Here is a 20,718-nt window from a genome sequence, read left to right as displayed (position 1 = left end):
GACCAAAATAGGTCAGAACCCACAGTTGCAAATTTACATTTTGTATCCGATTGTTGATCGATTGCTCTTAGTTTCCTTCAAATACTTTCAGGCTGTTTTCCAGGTCAGACACCATCGGATCTCCCATTTTCTTTGCAAGTTCAATGGCACGTTTTTGCTGTACAATTGCTTCTTTTTTGTTTCCTGTTGCATGTAGCAAATGTGAGTACGTATCCAGATTGTATGGGTTTTCAGACAAGGAAACAGATTTTTTCGCCCATGCAGTTGCTTTTTTCAACTGCTTGGGATCTTTTACCTGTTCGTAGAATGTCCATGCAATGCTGTTCAATGTTTGAGAGTCATCCATTGCGTAAGTAGAAACAAATTTACCTGCAACTTCTGCATACTTGTCCCACTCTTTACGAATTTCAAAATTTTTCATTTCTGATGCTGCTACTGCTTTTGTTGCCAGTTCATTGTTACGGGAGATAAGTTCCTGTTTTGTCTGCTCATAAGCGGCTGCATCTTTTTTGTAAAGCGGCCTCATCAGCGCTGTGGTGTAAACTTGTTCCATCTTTTCTGCCACTGCTTCTTTTGAGTACTTTTCTTCAAATATTTTTTTGTTATTCTCTAAGTGTTTGAACACTCTGGAATTCATGTCGTCTACCAACATCAGTGTCAAATGCCAGTTTCTTTCGCTGGCTAATTCTTCGTCCTTTTGTGTCGCAAAATACACTTCTGTCTCTTCTTTCCCCCCCATGCAGGATTCAGCCAACAACTGGACGTATTGTGCCAGGAACTCCGGTTCACGGTTTCCGTTTTCATATTTTTTGACAAATTGCGCAAATTGTTTTTCAGGATTCAATGCATTTTCTCCTCCTGTGATAAATTCATTTGCAGGATACGCCCCACAAATCCGGTGGATCATGTCTCCTTCCGGTGAAAAGTACAGCAATGTAGGATACGCCTGAATTTTCCATTTTTTTGCCAACTCAATCCCCTCGCCTTTTTCCATATCCATCTTCACGTTGACAAAATTAGTATTGTAAAAATCAGCAACTGTATCATTGGTAAAGACGTTTTTAGCCATCCATTTACACGGACCGCACCACACGGCATATGCATCCACAAAAATCGGTTTGTTTTCTTTTTTTGCTTTTTGAACGACTTCCTCCCACGACCCTGATTCAAATTCAATTATTCTACTCTGAGCGGAAAGTTGTCCCGGTAAAAAAGTTAACAGCGTCAACACACCGATCGCCGCATTTTTGATACTATTTCTGTAATTTTTCATTCGTTCCATGATTTGTTTTGGGTATTTAACGTACCAAGTTAACCATTTATTTTAGAGCAACTACCTGCAGCCTGTTTTCCGGCATAAACTTTTTACCTGCACTCTTGTATTTCTATTTCCCATTCATTATCTTCGGCATTCATTAAAAAGTAAAACGAAAAACTATGAACATTACATATTACGGACACTCATGCATCCACATTGAACTCAACGGCAAAAACATCCTGGTTGACCCCTTTATTTCGGGGAATCCTAAAGCAGCAGGGGTTGACATCAATTCGTTGAAGGTTGATTATATCTTACTGACACATGCACACTACGATCACGTATGGGATGTGGAAGCAATTGCCAAGCGAACCAATGCATTGATTATCTCCAATCATGAAATTGTAACGTATTACGATAAAGCAGGCATTAAAGGTCATGGAATGAATCAGGGAGGCAGTTGGAATTTTGATTTCGGAAAAGTAAAAGTGGTCACTGCCATTCACTCCTCGTCATTTCCGGATGGAACATATGGCGGGAACCCGTTGGGGTTTGTGATCCAACAAGGCGGAAAATCCATTTATGTTGCAGGGGACACAGCCTTGACAATGGACATGAAGCTTATTCCTCTTTTTTACAAACTGGATCTGGCCATTTTACCTGTCGGCGGAAATTTCACAATGGACATTGAAGAAGCAGTCGTAGCAGCTGATTTTATTGAATGTACGAAGATTATGGGGATTCACTATGATACAGCAGAACTCATTACAATTGATCATGAACAGGCCAAATCGACGTTCTCCGGGAAAGGAAAAGAACTGATTCTCCTCAATATAGGAGAACAATTATCTGTTTAGCACATATCATTGCTGTTATAAACAGTTCAGAATACCACATTTCATTGCATACGGATGAAGAAAATTATCATTAGAGAGGTTAAAAAAAAATGGGCTGAAATCGGAAAAAACGCCAACCCGAAAGAGTTGACGCTTGAGATTGAGTTGTACAAGAAATTATTAAACGTCTTTCAACCAGGAGATTATTATTTCTTTATTTTCACTCCCTCTTTCCGAAGTATTGATTTTGTTTCTTCCGCAGTTGAACATGTATTGGGATACAAGCCTGAAGAGTTTTCAACAGAATTGTTGCTGGACAACATCCATCCGGATGACTTGCCCTATTTTGTAGATTTTGAATCGACTGTAGTGGATTTCAAAAAACAGCTTCCCATCGATAAACTGATGAAGTACAAAAGCAGGTATAATTACCGGATCCGGAAAAAAGACGGCTCCTACATCAATATTCTTCAACAATCCGTCACCGTTCAAATAGATGAAGAAGGATCTGTTTTGTACAATCTGGTATTTCACACCGATATTACCGATCTTGCGCCATCTTCACAAATGACACTTTCATTCATCGGACTTGAAGGAGAGCCTTCTTTCATCAATGTGAAGCCCAAATCTGTTTTCTCAAAATCACAAGAGGTATTTACCAAACGGGAAAAAGAAGTTTTACGTTATGTATTAGAGGGATTCAATAGCGAAAAAATCGCCCATGAGCTCAACTTAAGTATTCATACCATTCATGTGCACCGGAAAAACATTCTGCGAAAATCAGGATGTAGTTCCGTTAGTGAGCTACTGGTCAAATCGATTCGGGAAGGATGGGTATAATAACAATCGTATTTTGTCATTCAATTGTTACTTTTTCCACTTCCTGCATTCTCTAAAAAAATACAGGAAATAGCTGCTTGTTCAACAAAAAAATCTATTTTCGTTAACCAAAATAAAAACAAATATGAACTGGGAAGAAATTGTATTCCAAATTGCACTGATTGTCATTCCTGCCGGAGCAGTATTAATGACAACGGTTTTATTTTTAAGAAAGAATGCCGAAAAGGAAGACAAAAACAGCATGCGTCAATTACAATCCGAATTAAAAAAACAACGTCAGGAGTTCTTTCTTCCGAACCGTGTAGATGCCTATCAGCGTGCAGTTCTGTTAATGGAGCGTATCCACCCGAACAGTCTGATTATGCGTACTATCAACCCGGGATTACCTTCTGCTGCTTACCAAACCGAATTGCTCAAAGCCATTCGTGATGAATACGATCACAATGTAGCACAACAACTGTTTATTACGCCGGGTCTTTGGGAAATGGTAAAAAATTCCAAAGAAGAAACCGTGAAAATCATCAACATTGCAGGAAAACAAATGCAACCAACTTCCATGAGTACAGATCTGGCAGCCAAAATCTTTGAGCTGACAGCCGAAATAGGAGAATTGCCGAGTGACATTACTGTAAAAGCATTAAAAGAAGATCTGCAACGGTTGTTTTAAAATAACATTCTACAATTAAAGAAGAACGCTCACAAATAATGTGAGCGTTTTTTTATGTCTACTTGTTCATATCGGTTCCAAAAAAGTCAACATATAAGTTGATTATTTTATGCATTTGTAAACATATAGATTTACAAAAATAAATCGTCATGAATAAAAAAGCACTACAATGCGCACAGATCGCCAAAAAAACGGGTGGGTTAACGCCATACGCACTGCTTTGGGCATGACATTGGAACAATTAGCCAAGAAACTGGGGGTTTCGAAACAAAACATACAACGACTTGAAAAAAGCGAACAGGAAAAAAGCATTGCGCTAAAATCATTACATGAGCTGGCGGAAGCATTAGACATGCAACTGGTCTATGGGTTTGTACCGAAAGATGGTTCCATTGACGCTTTGATCGATCGGAAAGCTTCACGATTGGCCTACGAAATTGTACACCGGACATCGCAAAGTATGTTACTGGAAGATCAGGAAATTTCATATGGACGACTGCAACAGGCATTAGAAGAACGCAAACAGGAGATCATTGAAAAAATGCCGAAATCATTGTGGGATTAACCTGTCATATACCAGAGGGCAAACACCTTTAGACGAGGAGGAAAAAGACGGTTTGAAAATCAAGAGCTTTTCTACCCGGTCGGAATTAAACGAATTCGAGCAAAAAAACATCGAAGAGGCACTGCTTTGGACATTGGATAAAAAATGTATGGAGAAATTTGGAAATGGGCCGGTACATTTCGAAAAAGTGAAAAAAATATCGGTGTTAAAAGCTACCTGGTAGCCACAGACTTAAAATACCTGCTGGATGATGCCCGTTTTTGGGTGGAGCACGAAACGTATTCACCCGATGAACTTTCGATACGTTTCAAGCACCGATTGGTTGCCATCCATTGTTTTCCCAACGGAAACGGGCGGCACAGCCGTTTAATGGCAGATATTATTTCAGAAAAGATATTTGGAAATACTTTTTTCTCATGGGAGCCGGATGTAATTTATCCGAGAAGAATTCCATCCGGGACAGGTATATCCAGTCACTCAAAAACAGCAGATAAGGGAGATTATTACCCGCTGATGAAATTCGCCTGATCCTGCTTATGATCTGTCAGCTTCGTGCAATACTTTTGTGTAATGCTTTAATGAGCGTAGCAAAAGCGTTATTCCAAATGCGACAATCAATACGATCAGGTGTTCTTTTCGCCACTGAGGCTCTCCGCTTGTAAACCAGACACGTAGAAAATCAACAAAAACGAATCCCAGAATTGTTGCAGTGATTCCGGAGTACTCCCTTCTCAATGTTGTTTTGAACGAAAACGGAATTTCTGATTTCACCTTATTCTTAAAACTTGGGATAAATGCCGGAACTTTTAGTGACCAGTTCACATAATCATCACCGAATTTGCGTTCCAGAAAACGCTCTTCCGCAAACATGATACGCTCGTAATAAATCCAAAACAACAAAGATACGATGATCACAAAGTAAATGTTATATGTATACGCCACAATTCCGATCCACATCAGGTAATTTCCCAGGTAGAGCGGGTGTCGCACCGTTGAGTAAATTCCTTTTGTATTCAGCGCCTCTGCCACCTGTCCTTCTTTTGTATTTCTTCCCGACGTGTGCTTATTGGCCGTTCCGATCGCTATCGACCTGATAACCTGACCACTAAATGAAATTAATGCACAAGTTATCAACAGCCCCCAATCCAACATCGGGTTTTCATCAACACATTTATAATCAGTGAAATAAACAACCGGGATTGCCATTAAAAATAACACTACGGGAATTTGCCCTCTGTATTTAAACAGCTTATTTCCACTTGTTTCGAATGAATGTACTAATGCCATTGAAAAGAATTATGTATATTGCAAAAAATTAGCTGCGAAGTTAAAACAAATAACAACAACTGTGAAAGATAAGAAAATTTTTGAGTTAGAATACGTTTTAAAAACCTCTCCAAAAGTACTCGACAACGTTCTTTTTACCCAAAGCGGACTCGCTGACTGGTTTTGTGATGATGTCAATATAAAGGACGATATTTATTCATTTGAATGGGACGGGTATATCGAACAGGCGCGGCTGCTCAGTTTAAAAAAAGGACAAGCGATTAAATGGCAATGGATCGAAGACGAAGAAGAAGGAATCGACACCTATTTCGGATTCAGGTATCACATTGATCCTTTAACCAATGCAGTGATTCTGACCATTTCCGGTTCCGCAGCGGAAGAAGATATAAAAGAGGCGAAAGCCTTATGGGAGCAACACGTCAGCGATTTAAGAAGGCTGATCGGAGCATGACCCAAATTTTATTCCTATCCACCGTTGCTATCGGCAAATAAATCACTAAATTCGCCCTGCGATAATTTTTATTTTTACAAAAATCAAGAATAGTTATGAGCTACGATATTATTGTTATAGGTTCAGGTCCCGGTGGATATGTCACAGCAATCAGAGCTTCCCAATTGGGATTGAAAACAGCAATTGTTGAACGCGACAGCCTGGGAGGAATTTGCTTGAACTGGGGATGTATTCCGACAAAAGCATTGTTGAAAAGTGCCAACGTTTTTGAATACCTGACACATGCTTCCGATTACGGAATCCAGGTGAAGGATGCAAAAGCGGATTTCGGTGCAATGGTTGAAAGAAGCCGTGGCGTTGCAAACGGAATGAGCGCGGGAATTCAGTTTTTGATGAAGAAAAACAAAATTGATGTCATCAAAGGAACAGGTGTTGTGAAGCCAGGGAAAAAAATGGTTGTAACCGGAGAAGACGGAAAAGAAACGGAATATACAGCAGGAAAAGGAATCATCATTGCAACAGGAGCACGCTCACGTCAGTTACCGAATCTTCCGCAGGACGGAGAAAAGATCATCGGATACCGTGAGGCGATGACCTTGAAAACACAACCTAAAAAGATGGTTGTTGTAGGATCCGGAGCAATCGGTGTTGAATTTGCGTATTTCTACAATGCAATCGGTACGGAAGTTACTGTTGTTGAATACTTACCGAACATCGTTCCGATTGAAGACGAAGAGGTATCAAAACAACTGGAGAAGTCTTTCAAAAAAGCAGGAATCAAAGTAATGACAGGTTCAGCTGTTGAGAAAGTGGAAACATCTGCAAAAGGATGTACCGTGTTTGTAAAAACAGAAAAAGGAGAAGAAAAATTAGAAGCGGATGTTGTGCTTTCAGCAGTAGGAATTGAAGCAAACATTGAAAACATCGGATTGGAAGAAGTGGGTATCGTTACCGACAGAGGGCGTATCCTTGTAAACGACTTCTACGAAACAAATATTCCGGGATACTTTGCGATCGGAGATGTAATCCCGACTGCGGCGTTGGCACACGTAGCTTCTGCAGAAGGAATCATCTGTGTGGAGAAAATTGCAGGACATCACCCGGAACCGTTGAACTACGGAAATATCCCGGGATGTACCTACTGCTCGCCTGAAGTTGCTTCTGTTGGAATGACAGAAAAAGCGGCAAAAGAAGCAGGATATGAAATCAAGGTAGGGAAATTCCCGTTCTCCGCTTCAGGAAAAGCAAGTGCAGCAGGAGCAAAAGACGGTTTTGTGAAATTGATTTTTGATGCGAAATACGGTGAATTGCTGGGAGGTCACATGATTGGAGCGAATGTAACGGAAATGGTTGCCGAATTGGTCGCAATCCGCAAACTGGAAACAACAGGTGAAGAACTAATCAAAACAGTTCACCCGCACCCGACGATGTCAGAAGCAATCATGGAAGCAGCAGCAGCAGCATACGGAGAAGTGATTCACTTGTAAGAAGTGACTACGATAAAAATACAGAAAGCGGCTTTAGGGCCGCTTTTTTAGTTCTAAATGTTTACCTGTATCCGATTCAATTCAATAGTAGAAAGATGTTTCGTATGACATCACTATTGTTTCATAACCACCATTCACAGATTATCTATTGAATACCCATCTGTGTTTTTTTATCTCATTCTTTTTTCAACGCTGCACCATAGGTTTTGAGTGCCCGCTCACGCGCTGCCTGGTGGTCAACGATCGGAACAGCTAATTCGAAGTCCGGATTCCAGGTTCGTGTGTATTCTAAGTTTTTATCAAATTTTTGTGTTTGTGCCGTCGGGTTGAAAATGCGAAAATACGGTGCCGCATCGCAGCCACAACCCGCAGCCCATTGCCAGTTCCCGTTGTTGGCAGAAAGATCATAATCGTTCAATTTTTCCGCAAAATACGCTTCTCCCCACCGCCAGTCAATTAATAAATGTTTACACAAAAAGCTGGCAACAATCATCCGCACACGGTTGTGCATAAACCCGGTTTCATTGAGTTGACGCATTCCCGCATCTACAATCGGGTACCCCGTCGTTCCTTCACACCAACGGGCAAATTCCTCTTCGTTATTACGCCATTGTATAAAATCGTACTGCGGTTTAAAGCTGGTATTTACCACCTGGGGATAATGGTACAGAATCTGCATAAAAAATTCACGCCAGATGAGTTCATTCAACCATGTTTCATTGTGTTTCCGGGCGAAATCGACACATTGACGAACGGAAATCGTTCCGAAGCGCAGGGCAATTCCCAGGTATGTCGTCAGGTTCATGGCGGGAAAGTCCCGGTACAGGTGATAGTTTTTAACGATTGATTCATCCGGGGAAGGCTTACTGAATTTCATGTCCGTTTTTTGAAACCCGATCGCACTCAATGAGTGAATTTGTTCAGGAGGCATTGGTACAAACTTCCCGTTATCGGCAATTGAAACGCTGTACTCATTGATCTGCAGTGTTTCTTTCCATTTTTTCGCATACGGTGTAAAAACTGTATACGGGCTTCCATCGCTTTTGGCAACCTCCCCTTTTTCAAAAACAACCTGGTCTTTAAATGAATGAAACGCGATTCCTTTTTCAGACAGTTGCTTTTTTACCGACAAGTCGCGTCTGATCGCATCCGGTTCATAATCATGATTGCAATAGACTGCTTCAACCGCATACGTCGTCGCAATTGTATCAAATACTTCGGAAGGAGTACCGTGAAATGTTTTGATTCCCGATCCGTGCTGATGCAGCTGTTCATTCATCAGGGTCAGTACCTGGTGAATGTAATCCACACGTCGATCGTACTTATTTTCCAGTAAATTCAGAATTGTTGTGTCAAAAATAAACACAGGAAGTACCCGGAAGCCGCTCTTCAGCGCATGTGTCAGCCCGACATTATCATCCAGCCGCAGGTCTCTCCGGAACCAAAAAATCACTACCTTATTTTCCATACCGGGAGTAAAATTATTCATTTATGCCGAATTGAAGATAGTACCTTGTTTTTCGGACCAATTCTTTCTCAAAAACAGGGCAACCGTTTTCATCCAATCGTGGATAATGAGGCGTGTTTCGTTCAAATGTCCGGGGTAAAAAATACAAATCGTGAATCAACCGGTTTTGGAAAAAATGACGAAAATGTTCACTATCCGCCCCGATTTTCAGATGCACAATGTTCCCGTACGGTAATAAAAACTGGACTCCTCCGTAATAGATGCCATGGGATGTTTTTCCATAGGGAAGATCTTCCAGGGAACGGAAACCGCCCGGCATTTCGTTGGTTCGAATCGATTTATCCCAAAACGAACCCCGCGTCTCCCCTGTCCAGATATACAACCCCGCATTGATTTTGTACCATTCCTGCCGATAGGAAACGGCCAAAATACCTGTTCGGAAACGATCCCGCGCCTGTCCGCCGAACACATCATTTTCAAAGCGAACCGATACATTTTTAATGTGCAGGGCAAATCCCCCGGAAAGTTGAGAGGTCCCCGCGTTATCCGTATACACCAGGTAATTGAAAGCGACACCAACATCTTTTCGGGTTTGATGGCTCAATCCGTCCAGTTCAAAGTCAACAATGGAATTATTTTTACCAACCATCAACGCAGCACCGGCATAAGCTCTGTTTTCAAAGAACCGTTTCCTGTTTCCCAAACTGTATACTTTCCAGGAAAAGGTATTTCCCAGGTTGAGTTGCGCATAATCAAACCCGATGTATCCTTTCAACTGCCAGCCGACAGCTAGTTCATGTGTTCCGATATTGAGTACCAATCCTGTTTGAATCCCGGCATTCGGCTTTTCATAGCGAACTCCTTGCCCGTAACAACGAGCAAAAAGTGTCAGAAAAAAGAATACCGCCAGATTTTTCACATGGACAAATTAGTCAAAAAATGTTCCAAATAATCGTCGTACGTCAAATTCTTTCTGACCAGATTGTCTGCAACGTAACAAAACAAATCCGTTCAACTCCCTCTCTGCATGCAACAATCCTGTTGACACATTCTCCTGAATTGTAATTTCAAATGTATTTCTACACTGACAGAATACAAACCATGTACTCATTTTTTCATGATTTATAGTAGATTTGCACAAACACCTTTCTTCTTACCCGGATAAGGTATACAGAAACAGATACATGAAACAAAAAGAACTATCAGAATTAACCGACCAGGAATTGTTGCAGGAAGCAAAAAAAATGAAAACAAACACCATCATTGATGCTGTATTCATTGGTTTTCTGGCTGGAATTGTATGTTTCAGCGTTTTTGCGAACAGTTGGGGATTTCTGACACTGATCCCGTTGTTTTTGATCTATAAACTGGTAAATAAACCCAAGGACAAACAGAAGGAATTGAACAACCTGTTAAACGAACGCAACCTAAAATAAACCATGGCCGAACAGTGTAAAAATTGCAACGAACTGATCACCGGAAACTTCTGCATTAACTGCGGGCAGAAAAAGTACAAGCGAATTGACCGCAAATATGTGATGGAAGAGGTACAGTACACATTTCTGCACACGAATAAGGGATTTTTGTATTCCGCGAAAACGATTCTTAAGAACCCGGGGAAAACAGCACGTGAGTTTATCGACGGCAACCGGGTACGGCATTACAAACCGATTTTGCTGACGTTTGTTTTGAGCGGTATTTCAGCTTTTATATCCTACAAAGTCATCGGAATGGAAGCCATGATGCGTGATTATTATTCCGTGATGCACATGAATTCCGTTTTCATGCAGAAAGTAATGACGACGATCTCCAGTTACATGTCACTGTTCATGATGGTACTCATTCCGCTGTTTGCCATTGCAACGAAAATTGCGTTCCGGAAATCGGGACACAATTATTATGAACATGTGGTGATGAATGCTTACATTCTTTCCTATTATACGTTGATCAGTATGATTCTGGTCTATCCGTTGATGTTCATTTTCCGGCATAGCTCATCTGACATTACTTACTACCTGATGCAGGCAAGTGTATGGATTATACCACTTCTGTTGGTCTGGTTTTTCAAAGGATTCTACGCCGAAAAATCCTGGATGACCATTATTTTGAGGGTATTGATCATTGTGGGATTAACCTTGTTAGGATACCTGATCTTCATCCTATTAGTAGGTATTACTGTCATGGTTTATGTGATGATAAACGGACCTGAAGCATTGAAAGTCATACAACCGACATAAACATTTGAGGAAATGAAATATTTAGTAATTACACTGATTCTGAAATGGATAAACGGTTACAACTGTTTTGGGACGAATTAATCACACAATGCGAGCAACGCAACACGTTTGAATTTTTGTTCAAAATTGAATCCTGGGGCATCTTATGGACACCCTGGTTCATATACGCCAATGATGCATCGTTACAATTTACTGCAAACGACATTTCAGAAAGTGATTTAAAACGATTGGTTGATTTGAAAATGATTGTGCTTGTTGAAGAAATCGCACCCGTTGACCCGCTTGATCTGAAAATTGAGAAATATCAAATCAAACAGCACGGTTAGAGAAATCAGAAAACAATCTGTTCCAACTACCGAATAAAAAGAGATTGGCGGCATTTTCACTTTTTGCTTGATCAATTCAAGAAAAATAGTAGTTTTGAAGCCCAATTGCGGTACATCGAAAATTCGAATTTAAACAATGGCTAAAATTACCCCGTTTAGAGCTGTACGTCCTGTGCGCGACAAAGTGCACCTGGTAGCTACACGTCCGATTTATTCGTACAAAAAGAACGTATTGGAATCCAAGCTGGAAGACAATCCGTTTACGTTTTTACACATCATCAATCCTGAATTCGGAGGGGAACGTACCACGCAACCCAATACCCCGGAACGTTTTGAATTGGTAAAACGCGAATACCAGTCGTTTTTAAAAGAGGGGATTTTATTCCAGGAGGAAAGCCCGAGAATTTACATTTACCGGCAAACCAAAAACGGGCATGCATTTACGGGAGTTGTTGCCGGAGCAAGTAACGAAGAATACCGTCAGGATAAGATCAAAAAGCACGAAGCAACACTCACAAGCCGGGAGGAAATGTTTATCGACTACCTGGACATTGTTGGATTTAATGCCGAACCCGTGCTCCTCTCCTACCCACACAATCCCGCATTGGAACAAAAAATCAACGAAATAACTTCTCATCGTGCCGAATACGAGTTCACCACCACCGACCGCATCAAACACGATCTGTGGGTTCTCAGTGAAGCCGAAACAACGGAAATGCAACAACTGTTCGAATCGGTGGACGCACTTTACATTGCAGACGGACATCACCGGTCTGCTTCCTCGGTCGGACTGGAAGACAGACGAATCCGGGAAAATCGCAGTCAATATCCCAATGAATCTTCCTTTCTGGCCTATATGATTGATGAATGTGCATTGCAAATCTTAGAATTTAACCGGGTAATTCATTCACTGAACGGGCTTTCAGAAGACGCATTTATACAAGCTGTTTCAGCATCGTTCGACGTAGAAAAATGTGCCGCGTTACAACGTCCGGAGCAGGAACACGATCTAACCATCTGTATCAAAGGAAACTGGTACAAACTCACGTGTAAACCACACATCATTGACGAGGATCATCCGGTCAATTCACTGGATGCCGAAATTCTAACACAATACATCCTGCGCCCGATTCTTCATATTCACGATCTGAAAACGGATAAAAACATTGAATTTATCGGTGGGACAACTCCTGTAGAAAAAATTGTGGAATGGATGGCGGAAGGAAAATACGAACTGGCCGTATTTCTTTATCCTGTGACCATTGAAGAAGTCAAAAAAGTAGCCGACAATCAACTGATCATGCCGCCGAAATCTACATGGGTGGAACCGAAATTGAGAAGCGGGATGACCATTTACGCGATTAACGAGTAAACGGTATTCCCGTTGCATTTATTTACCGCGTAGCTCCTGTTTTGCCTGATTCCAGTAATGGTCTAATTCTTCAAAACTCAGATCACTGATCGACTGCTTGTTTTGAATGGCCATTTCCTCCATTTTCTGGAAACGGGCAATGAACTTTTTATTGGTTTTCTCGAGCGCATTCTCCGGGTTGACATCCAAAAAACGGGCATAATTAATCATTGAGAACAATACATCTCCGAATTCTTCTTCCACCTGATCGCTTGCCGCATCAACCTCTACCTGCAATTCCTGCAATTCTTCCTCCACTTTTTCACGCACCTGTTCCGCATTCTCCCAATCAAATCCGACTCCCCGGACTTTTTCCTGGATCCGGGACGCTTTTACCATGGCAGGAAGTGACCGGGGAACACCTTCCAACACGGATTTTTTCCCTTCTTTCAACTTGAGTTTTTCCCAGTTGGCTTTTACTTCTTCTTCCGTTTCAGCCTGTGTATCTCCATAAATATGCGGATGTCGGTGCACCAGTTTATCACAAATCCGGTTCAGTACCGATGCAACATCAAACGCCCCGGCTTCACTCCCCAGCTTACTGTAAAATACCATGTGCAGGAATAAATCACCGATTTCACCTTCCAGCTCGTCCAAATCCTGATCGAGAATCGCATCTGCCAGTTCATAGGTTTCTTCAATCGTCAAATGACGCAGGCTTTCAAACGTTTGTTTTTTATCCCACGGGCATTTTTCGCGCAGATCATCCATGATATCCAACAGGCGCTTAAACGCCACTAATCGTTCGTCCATAATTGCATCTTTTGGACAAAATTAGCGATTATGAGTAGTATAATTCCCAATTTGTTAAATCTAATCCATCAAGTCTTCTAAAAACAGTTCTTCTGATGAAAATTTTCGTAATTTTCGGGCTTTAAAAATTACTTAGAAAAACAATGCGTTCGATTCTGTTGCTATGTCTGCTGTTGACCGGATTTGAGGGGATAACTCAAAACCGCACCAATTGGGGATTTGAAGCGCGCATGCGATCCGGTTTCCTGATCGGGCACCGCGTTGTGATGGGACACCTGGCCAATGATCATACATATGCAGCAGAATTAAGTTATGTCTTTCGCACCAACGGAGAAAAATCCTGGCACAAACACTATAAATACCCGGAATTATCGGTCAACCTGTACTATGGAAGCGTCGGAAATACAGAAATTCTCGGAAATTTCTTTGGTGCCTATGGTTCCATTGCTATTCCGTTTGTTGCACAAGAAAAATTCCGTCTGAATGGAAAACTGGGATGCGGCATCGGTTACACGGGAAAAGTATACGACGAGGCATTGAATAAAAAAAATGTGGCTGTTTCCACACACCTGAACGCGTTGATCAACATCGGACTGGATGCCAAAACATATTTCCGGAACAACTGGATTACCGTTGGCGTTGACCTGACACATTTTTCCAACGGAGGATTTAAAGTTCCCAATCTGGGGCTGAATATTCCACAGGTTTCCCTGGGATACGGACGATTTATTTCACGAAATCCGGAACATTCCACACTCGAACGCCCGACTGCTATTCCACAACGCGTACTCATTTTAGGGACAACAGCAATCGGATCCGTAAAAGAAGTATTCCCGACCAACGGACGTGCGTACCCGGTTTTCGCACTGAACATCCACGCACGCATGTTTATGAAGCCGAAAGTCGGATGGGAAGTTGCCTTTGACGCCATTTCCAAACAGGCCATTCTGGGATACCGTCCGGAAATAAAAAAGTCACAGTGGGACATTACTCAATTCGGAATCTATGCCGGTTACCTGCTTCCGCTGAATCAATTTCATTTTGTGCTTGGAATGGGAGCATATGCAAAGGACAAATACAACCCGGACGGACGATTATATCACCGTGTAGGAATGCGTTATTACCTGAAAAACGGGGTACATTTCAATTTTGTACTGAAATCGCATTGGGGGAAAGCCGACTACATTGAATGGGGTGTCGGTTATAGTTTTTTCAATTTATTTAACGGTAAAAAATGAAACAGTGGCTACTCTTCATTCCGTTGATTGTACTGGCTGCCTGTAAAAAAGCAGAAGACCGCAATTGCTTTAAGGTTGCCGGGAAACAAACATCACTGGAAATTCCGCTTGAAGCGTTTCATAAATTAAATGTGGGCGCTAAACTGGAAGTTGTGCTGGTACAGGATTCCGAAAATAAACTTGTCATACACGGAAGAGACAACCTGATCAACCTCGTCACCTATGCCATAGACGACAAAGGTTTTCTGAATCTGAAAAATACCAACAAATGTGATTTTCTGCGTTCGTATGACAAAAATAAAATCAGTGTAGAAGTGCATTTCACCCACCTGGATGAATTATTTTTTGAAGGAACAAAAAACCTGACAACAACAGGGACAATTACCTCATCGGATTTTAAACTAACCATACAAGATGGCGGTGCGACTGTTTACCTCAACCTCGACTGCCAGAACATCGACGCAACGCAGGGACATGGCTACGGTGATTTTGTACTGAGCGGTACCTGTGAAAATGCCAATATAAAAATTACCAGCAACGGGTTTGGAGACACCAAAGGTCTGACGGTTACCGATAACCTGGTTGTTGTTTCCAGTACACCTGTTGTGTCCTCAATCAATGCGGAAGGAGCAAATACAACAGTTGAAATCAATGGTTCCGGCAATGTCATATACGTTGGTAATCCACTGATATTGAATTACATTCAATACGGATCGGGAGAATTGATCAACGGAAATTAATTTTGATTATATTTTAATCAATAAATTGATTAATTAATTATCTTTGGCATAAATCAAAAATTATGTCAGCCCATCAGAATAAGTACATCAAAGGCCGCGGGGCCCAGATCAACCCGGACAATCATTTTTCCAAAACATCCAAAGGTGCTGATTTTGATGACCTGGATCCTGCTGAAGAAGAGGTGGGAGAAACAAAATTTATCGAAGTCTTTCCCAAATCAATTGTCAACAAAGTCGGAAGTCCGGATATACCGATGTACTATTCAATGAATCCCTATCAGGGTTGCGAACATGGCTGCATCTATTGCTATGCACGTCCCACGCACGAATATTGGGGATATAGTGCCGGAATTGACTTTGAGCGCGTTGTCCTGGTCAAAAAGAACGCACCGGAACTGCTGCGTGCAACACTTTCAAAGAAAAAATGGGACGTCCATACAATCGGTTTATCCGGGAATACGGACTGCTACCAACCCATTGAACGCAAATACGGAATCACCCGCAAATTACTGGAAGTATGCCTGGAATTCCGCCAACCGGTTTCCATTATCACAAAAAATGCATTAATTGCGCGAGACATTGATCTGTTGCAGGAGTTAGCCAGTCTGAACTTAACTGCCGTAAGCATCAGCCTGACAACCTTAAAAGAAGAACTCCGGCGCGTATTGGAACCCCGTACAGCTACTTCCAAACGCAAACTGCAGATTATTGAGCAACTTTCACAAGCCGGGATTCCTATCAACGTTATGCTTGCACCAGTCATTCCCGCCTTAAACGACGATGAAATCTTTTCCGTTGCCAAACAGGTATCCGAACACGGCGCCCGAACAATGCACTATCAGATTGTACGTCTCAACGGACCCAATGAAGCGATTTTCACCGACTGGGTTCAGCAAAATTTCCCGGACCGGGCGGATAAAGTACTGAACCAATTGAAAGAAATGTACGGAGGAAGTGTTTCCAGTTCCCGGTTTAAGGAGAGGATGACCGGTGGAGGTGTATTGGGAACAAACATCCGGCGACAGTTTGAGCTGGCCAGAAAACGTTTTTCACTCAATGAATCATTTCCGAAGTTGAGAACAGACCTGTTTGAGGTTCCAAACAATCAGCTCAGACTGTTTTGACACAATCGTGCTGAAAACTTTAACACACCGAAAATGAATGATTTTTTTTAGTTACTTTTGTTCAAAATTTAAAATATGAAACTGATTCTCTTTACTTTTTTCATACTTTTTCTGATCAGCAGATCTAATGCACAATGCCCCACTACTCCACTTACCCTGGCTACTCAATCGGATGTAAACAATTTTCCGGACAACTATCCCGGATGTGCCGTTATTCCGGATGGAATTGACATCAAGATTATGGGGGATGATATCAATGACCTGGGCCCCCTGCAACAAATCACAATGGTACTCGGTGCTTTTGAAATCAGGGAATGCCCGGATTTAGTGAACCTGGAAGGGCTTGAGAACCTGGTAACGGTTGGAAATGATCCGCTGGACGGATTTATTTTAAGAGACCTGGCTTCGCTTACAGACATAACAGCTTTGAGTAACCTGGACTCCATCACCGGAGAATTTACCATCCGGACGTGCAATCAATTGGTCAATCTCAACGGGTTAGGTGCATTGATTCGCAGCAATGGTTCTGTCATTATCAGGGACAATGCTTTACTTACCACTCTTCAAGGTATCAATTCCCTGAAATTCATCGGGGAAACGTTGGAAATTGTAGAAAATGCAACGCTAACGGACATCAGCGCGTTGAGTAATGTTGATACCATTATCGGAGGAGTAGAAGGAGGAGTGTTCATTGAAGCCAATGATTTACTAACTTCTTTATCCGGGCTGGGGAATGAGTACACGGAAATCGGGGGCAACCTGGACTTGTTGCTGAACGGTGGTTTGTCCGTCTGCTCAGTGCCATCCATCTGTAAATACCTTGGAAATCCTCCCGCAGATGCTGTAATTACGATCAGTGGTAATACAACCGGGTGCAATACGCAACCGGAAATTGAGGCAGGATGTATCGGGCTTTCAATCGATACTCCGGGTAATGTCCCTGGCCTCATCATCACACCGAATCCGTTTTCTGATCAACTCATTCTTGAACACACCGATAAAGGGGAAATTATGCTAATTAATTTACTTGGAACACAAGAAAAAATAGCTGTTTCGGAAGGAAAAAATGAATTGTCAACAGCACACTTGTTCCCCGGAATCTATTTTATTCGCGATACAAAAGGAACAATCTATAAAATTGTAAAGCAATAACGGTCTATTTCCCGGCCAATCCGACCAGGGATTGATACACCCCATTGATTACTTTGCTCATTCGGTAAACATCCAATGTTTCCATTGTATCCGTAGGTTGATGATAATTTTTGTTTCGGTAAAACGCCGTATTGGTTACCATGAGTGCACTGTAACCGAATTTCCAGTAGTTCAGATGATCGGAATAATCAATTCCTGACAAGGTCTCAGAACCGGTAAACTTCTTTGTTTTGATTGCTTTTGTTGTTTTATATTGTTTGCTGAATTGTTTGGCAAACTTTCCGGCTCCGTTTTTCTTCACCAGCGTAATATAATCCCCTTTATTTCCATAAAAAAGTGACAAAATTTTCAGGGGGTAGTCCTGTGATTTTTTCGCATCACTGAAATACCCGATCATTTCCAGGCACACCATTCCATACACGTCTGCTTTGTCTTCATACAATGACTGTGCATGCATATAACTTCCCATGTATTCGGTTCTGAAATACGGTGGCTCTTCCAATGTATATGCGACAAGGTCGACCCGGTAACTCAACGGTTGCAGATGCAGTAATCTTGCCAGTTCAAGCAATCCCACTACCCCACTGGCATTGTCGTCCGCTCCTTCCTGATCTCCGCAGACATCATAATGTGCTCCGACAATAATTCGCTGCCTGTTTTCCGTACCAAAAGCGGCAATAACATTCCTGTAAATCGTTCCTTTTACTTCATATTCCTGGTAAAAAACACTGTCTGCATACTTCAGAAATTCAGCACGGATATAACCGGCTGTTTTGTTCAATTGCTGTACATTTTTGTGGTGTCTGAACGCACCGCTTTTCGTCAATTTCACCAAGTGATTCCTGATAAGTGACGTATCAGATGCTTGTTGTGTGCGTCCGTGCTGAAACAACGAAAGAACAATAAAAAGAAAGAGGTATTTCATCATCAGAGTGAATTTAACGCTTTTTTCAATTCCTGCAATGTAAAACTTCTGAAACCATCCAATTGATATCCTTGTTGTGTTATCGTCGTGTGAGCAACTGACAACGCTGGTTGTTTTCCGTCGTACGAAATACCCACGAGTTTTACCCTGCTGTTGACAGGTACATTCTTAAAAACGTATTTTCCGTTTTGTTTTACTGCCGGCAGAATGGATCGGATGTCTTTAAAAATAATGTTGATGTTCATATCAGAGGTCCCGTCCACTGATACAACATAATCAATCAGTTGTTCTTTTACATTCCAAAACCGGTCACAGTTGACCCATCCGAAACTTGATACGTTCAGCACATAATAATTCAATTCCGCTTCTTCGATCTGATCCATTGCTTTTTCGTTAAAAGCAATACGCATTTCCTCTAGTTTGTTTTGATTGAAATTAACCGTAGCACCTTTTTGTTGGGTGTAGGTTCCCTGCACTGCAATCCCTGGTTCTTTCGCTCCCCACGCTTTTGTTTTCAATCGCCAGGTAACGATTCCCGCTTCATTCCGGGAACCATAAAATGTCTGCATCGAGTCGGACACATTTTCTGCTTTCTTCGGAAAATAAAGTGCATACTGCCCTCCTTTCTTCAGCCCTACACTCTGCCCGTCCTGCTGTACACTCACGTACACCATTCCTCCAGTCTCCAGCAGTCGGTTCCCCGATATGGTTGACAATTCTTCTGAAAGAAAATCGGAAAAACTGTAATATTCCTGCACCTCGATCTGAACGGATGAAAGATTTCCATTCAGTTGTAAACATCCTTTGGGTAAATACACAACTGTTCCTTTTTTACATGTAATCAGCGTATCTGTCTCTGCCGACCAGGTAAATACCTGCGTACCGGGTTTCAACCGCTTTTTGAGCTGACCGATGGATAAATGAGAAGGAGTAATCTTTTTAACAGCTGCTATATCTGTATGTACGGAATATGGAATAACATTAGTCGAATCCGGCAACTGTTCTGCAAATTGATCATTTACAGTTTTTTCAGCAATTGGAGTTGTCGGTTCACCGCTGCACCCGGCAACGAACACAATAATAAACGGAAGGAAGGTGTTCTTTTTCATAATCATACGGTTTTGATGATACCACTTTCTAAGGAAAAGCAGCATTCTGAAAAAGTAACAGCATCTGTTTTTTCATTTACGTGAATGTATGATTTTTGATCATCACGTCTATCCTCTCCCTTTATTCCCCTTATTAAATCTCTTCGTACTGATAAAAAATTCCTTTGTCCAGCAAGGTCCACAAACTTGCTTTTTGCTGACAGGATTTCAGTCCGTTATTCGCCCATGTATTGCAGGTATAAAACAAATTATAGGTTCCCTTTGCTTCGTAAAACGTATCGTTTTCGCCATAATTAGCTGTTGTTTGGATGTGAATGAACCGGTTCTGTTCATCTGTATCAAAACTATCTTTTATGTAATCGATCAGCAAACGGTACTGCTCTCTGCTGACATTGATTTTCACACATTTCTCACCTTCTGTCATTTCTCTGTAAAAAGTAGTATGAATGGCTGCTTCACTCAGTGCAAAAGCTGCTTTGAATGCTGTACTTACTTTTAATTCGCTCCACGTCGGTGTATCCAGGTAAAATCCTTTATCTCCCCAACCAAATGCAACAAAATGAGCCAGTGAATCCTTTCCTGCTGTATAATCAAAGCGGACAAACTGATTCCAGTCGATTTGTTCATTTTTAATTGGAACGACTATATCGGTATGAACACCATTGGACAAAATATAAATAGAAACATCATCTTTTTGGGATGCATGCTGATTCACCGGAACAAAAGACATAAATGTTCCTGCAATAGCATATAACAGCAAAAATTCGACGATCCCGAATGCTGCTTTTCCTGTTGTTTTTACGAATTTCTTAGTGTTCATGTGATAGATTGAATGAATCAATAA

24 protein-coding genes are annotated in these 20,718 nt (G+C 41.6%); 15 read left to right on the top strand and 9 right to left on the bottom strand.

The window, feature by feature from the left end:
* Window positions 1-67: 67 nt before the first annotated feature.
* Window positions 68-1,273, bottom strand: coding sequence for a thioredoxin family protein (locus H9Y05_RS04575; RefSeq protein WP_216713617.1), 1,206 nt, complete (start codon window positions 1,271-1,273; stop codon window positions 68-70).
* Between the two features lie 164 nt (window positions 1,274-1,437).
* Between H9Y05_RS04575 and H9Y05_RS04570 the strand changes: the two genes are divergently transcribed.
* From H9Y05_RS04570 to H9Y05_RS04550, 5 genes are all read left to right on the top strand, one after another.
* Window positions 1,438-2,115, top strand: a complete 678-nt coding sequence (locus H9Y05_RS04570) for a metal-dependent hydrolase (RefSeq protein ID WP_163490819.1) — start codon at window positions 1,438-1,440, stop codon at window positions 2,113-2,115.
* 54 nt (window positions 2,116-2,169) lie between these two features.
* Window positions 2,170-2,934, top strand: a complete 765-nt coding sequence (locus tag H9Y05_RS04565) for a LuxR C-terminal-related transcriptional regulator (protein ID WP_163490820.1) — start codon at window positions 2,170-2,172, stop codon at window positions 2,932-2,934.
* Window positions 2,935-3,058: 124 nt separating this feature from the next.
* Window positions 3,059-3,601 carry a DUF7935 family protein gene (locus H9Y05_RS04560; protein WP_163490821.1) on the top strand — a complete coding sequence of 181 codons (543 nt, stop codon included), beginning with the start codon at window positions 3,059-3,061 and terminating at the stop codon, window positions 3,599-3,601.
* Window positions 3,602-3,770: 169 nt separating this feature from the next.
* Entirely contained in the window at window positions 3,771-4,166 is a 396-nt protein-coding gene (locus H9Y05_RS04555) for a mobile mystery protein A (protein ID WP_163490822.1), read from the top strand.
* A gap of 144 nt (window positions 4,167-4,310) precedes the next feature.
* Window positions 4,311-4,694 carry a mobile mystery protein B gene (locus H9Y05_RS04550; protein ID WP_235992111.1) on the top strand — a complete coding sequence of 128 codons (384 nt, stop codon included), beginning with the start codon at window positions 4,311-4,313 and terminating at the stop codon, window positions 4,692-4,694.
* Window positions 4,695-4,700: 6 nt separating this feature from the next.
* Here H9Y05_RS04550 and H9Y05_RS04545 read toward each other — a convergent pair whose 3' ends face one another.
* Complete coding sequence (locus tag H9Y05_RS04545; protein ID WP_163490823.1) at window positions 4,701-5,453, bottom strand: methyltransferase family protein; 753 nt, start codon at window positions 5,451-5,453, stop codon at window positions 4,701-4,703.
* Between the two features lie 61 nt (window positions 5,454-5,514).
* Here H9Y05_RS04545 and H9Y05_RS04540 point away from each other — a divergent pair, with 61 nt between their 5' ends.
* Complete coding sequence (locus H9Y05_RS04540; RefSeq protein WP_163490824.1) at window positions 5,515-5,904, top strand: START-like domain-containing protein; 390 nt, start codon at window positions 5,515-5,517, stop codon at window positions 5,902-5,904.
* A gap of 95 nt (window positions 5,905-5,999) precedes the next feature.
* Complete coding sequence (lpdA, locus tag H9Y05_RS04535; RefSeq protein WP_216713616.1) at window positions 6,000-7,391, top strand: dihydrolipoyl dehydrogenase; 1,392 nt, start codon at window positions 6,000-6,002, stop codon at window positions 7,389-7,391.
* Window positions 7,392-7,566: 175 nt separating this feature from the next.
* On the opposite strand, the gene H9Y05_RS04530 is transcribed toward lpdA, so the two are convergent.
* Genes H9Y05_RS04530 through H9Y05_RS04520 form a run of 3 tightly spaced genes read right to left on the bottom strand, consistent with a single transcriptional unit; the run spans window position 7,567 to window position 9,970 of the window.
* A complete protein-coding gene (locus H9Y05_RS04530; RefSeq protein WP_216713615.1) occupies window positions 7,567-8,859 on the bottom strand; it encodes a cryptochrome/photolyase family protein in 1,293 nt (430 codons plus the stop codon).
* 13 nt (window positions 8,860-8,872) lie between these two features.
* Window positions 8,873-9,778 carry a polymorphic toxin type 23 domain-containing protein gene (locus H9Y05_RS04525; RefSeq protein ID WP_216713614.1) on the bottom strand — a complete coding sequence of 302 codons (906 nt, stop codon included), beginning with the start codon at window positions 9,776-9,778 and terminating at the stop codon, window positions 8,873-8,875.
* A 9-nt stretch (window positions 9,779-9,787) separates the two neighbouring features.
* Window positions 9,788-9,970, bottom strand: a complete 183-nt coding sequence (locus tag H9Y05_RS04520; protein ID WP_216713613.1) for a hypothetical protein — start codon at window positions 9,968-9,970, stop codon at window positions 9,788-9,790.
* A gap of 73 nt (window positions 9,971-10,043) precedes the next feature.
* On the opposite strand from H9Y05_RS04520, the gene H9Y05_RS04515 reads away from it, so the two are divergent.
* The 4 genes from H9Y05_RS04515 to H9Y05_RS04500 all read left to right on the top strand — a co-directional run bounded on the left by H9Y05_RS04515 (window position 10,044) and on the right by H9Y05_RS04500 (window position 12,794).
* Entirely contained in the window at window positions 10,044-10,295 is a 252-nt protein-coding gene (locus tag H9Y05_RS04515) for an FUSC family protein (protein ID WP_216713612.1), read from the top strand.
* 3 nt (window positions 10,296-10,298) lie between these two features.
* Window positions 10,299-11,096: a DUF3667 domain-containing protein gene (locus tag H9Y05_RS04510; RefSeq protein ID WP_163490829.1), complete on the top strand. Its 798-nt coding sequence runs from the start codon at window positions 10,299-10,301 to the stop codon at window positions 11,094-11,096.
* 44 nt (window positions 11,097-11,140) lie between these two features.
* On the top strand, window positions 11,141-11,422 hold the full coding sequence (locus H9Y05_RS04505) for a hypothetical protein (RefSeq protein ID WP_163490831.1): 282 nt from the start codon (window positions 11,141-11,143) through the stop codon (window positions 11,420-11,422).
* A 136-nt stretch (window positions 11,423-11,558) separates the two neighbouring features.
* Window positions 11,559-12,794, top strand: coding sequence for a DUF1015 domain-containing protein (locus H9Y05_RS04500; protein ID WP_216713611.1), 1,236 nt, complete (start codon window positions 11,559-11,561; stop codon window positions 12,792-12,794).
* Window positions 12,795-12,812: 18 nt separating this feature from the next.
* On the opposite strand, the gene mazG is transcribed toward H9Y05_RS04500, so the two are convergent.
* Window positions 12,813-13,586, bottom strand: coding sequence for a nucleoside triphosphate pyrophosphohydrolase (gene mazG, locus H9Y05_RS04495; RefSeq protein WP_163490833.1), 774 nt, complete (start codon window positions 13,584-13,586; stop codon window positions 12,813-12,815).
* 143 nt (window positions 13,587-13,729) lie between these two features.
* Here mazG and H9Y05_RS04490 point away from each other — a divergent pair, with 143 nt between their 5' ends.
* The 4 genes from H9Y05_RS04490 (at window position 13,730) to H9Y05_RS04475 (ending at window position 17,840) form a co-directional block, all read left to right on the top strand.
* Window positions 13,730-14,824 carry an acyloxyacyl hydrolase gene (locus tag H9Y05_RS04490; RefSeq protein WP_216713610.1) on the top strand — a complete coding sequence of 365 codons (1,095 nt, stop codon included), beginning with the start codon at window positions 13,730-13,732 and terminating at the stop codon, window positions 14,822-14,824.
* Window positions 14,821-15,564: a GIN domain-containing protein gene (locus H9Y05_RS04485; RefSeq protein ID WP_216713609.1), complete on the top strand. Its 744-nt coding sequence runs from the start codon at window positions 14,821-14,823 to the stop codon at window positions 15,562-15,564. The genes H9Y05_RS04490 and H9Y05_RS04485 overlap by 4 nt, the downstream gene beginning before the upstream one ends.
* Before the next feature lie 62 nt (window positions 15,565-15,626).
* On the top strand, window positions 15,627-16,688 hold the full coding sequence (locus tag H9Y05_RS04480; RefSeq protein WP_216713608.1) for a PA0069 family radical SAM protein: 1,062 nt from the start codon (window positions 15,627-15,629) through the stop codon (window positions 16,686-16,688).
* 75 nt (window positions 16,689-16,763) lie between these two features.
* Window positions 16,764-17,840 (top strand): T9SS type A sorting domain-containing protein, encoded by a 1,077-nt coding sequence (locus tag H9Y05_RS04475; protein WP_163490837.1) that lies wholly within the window; start codon window positions 16,764-16,766, stop codon window positions 17,838-17,840.
* A 4-nt stretch (window positions 17,841-17,844) separates the two neighbouring features.
* Here H9Y05_RS04475 and H9Y05_RS04470 read toward each other — a convergent pair whose 3' ends face one another.
* From H9Y05_RS04470 to H9Y05_RS04460, 3 genes are all read right to left on the bottom strand, one after another.
* Window positions 17,845-18,768, bottom strand: a complete 924-nt coding sequence (locus tag H9Y05_RS04470; RefSeq protein WP_205729550.1) for a M28 family peptidase — start codon at window positions 18,766-18,768, stop codon at window positions 17,845-17,847.
* Window positions 18,768-19,874 (bottom strand): hypothetical protein, encoded by a 1,107-nt coding sequence (locus H9Y05_RS04465; RefSeq protein WP_163490838.1) that lies wholly within the window; start codon window positions 19,872-19,874, stop codon window positions 18,768-18,770. Before H9Y05_RS04465 ends, H9Y05_RS04470 begins: the two co-directional genes overlap by 1 nt.
* Window positions 19,875-20,007: 133 nt before the next feature.
* Window positions 20,008-20,694 (bottom strand): TIGR02117 family protein, encoded by a 687-nt coding sequence (locus tag H9Y05_RS04460; protein ID WP_163490839.1) that lies wholly within the window; start codon window positions 20,692-20,694, stop codon window positions 20,008-20,010.
* Between the last annotated feature and the right edge of the window lie 24 nt (window positions 20,695-20,718).

It is taken from the genome of Taishania pollutisoli (assembly GCF_014518315.1).
Classification (GTDB): domain Bacteria; phylum Bacteroidota; class Bacteroidia; order Flavobacteriales_D; family Crocinitomicaceae; genus Taishania; species Taishania pollutisoli.
Note: the sequence above shows the minus strand (reverse complement) of the source record. Positions and strands in the feature narration are given on the sequence as shown.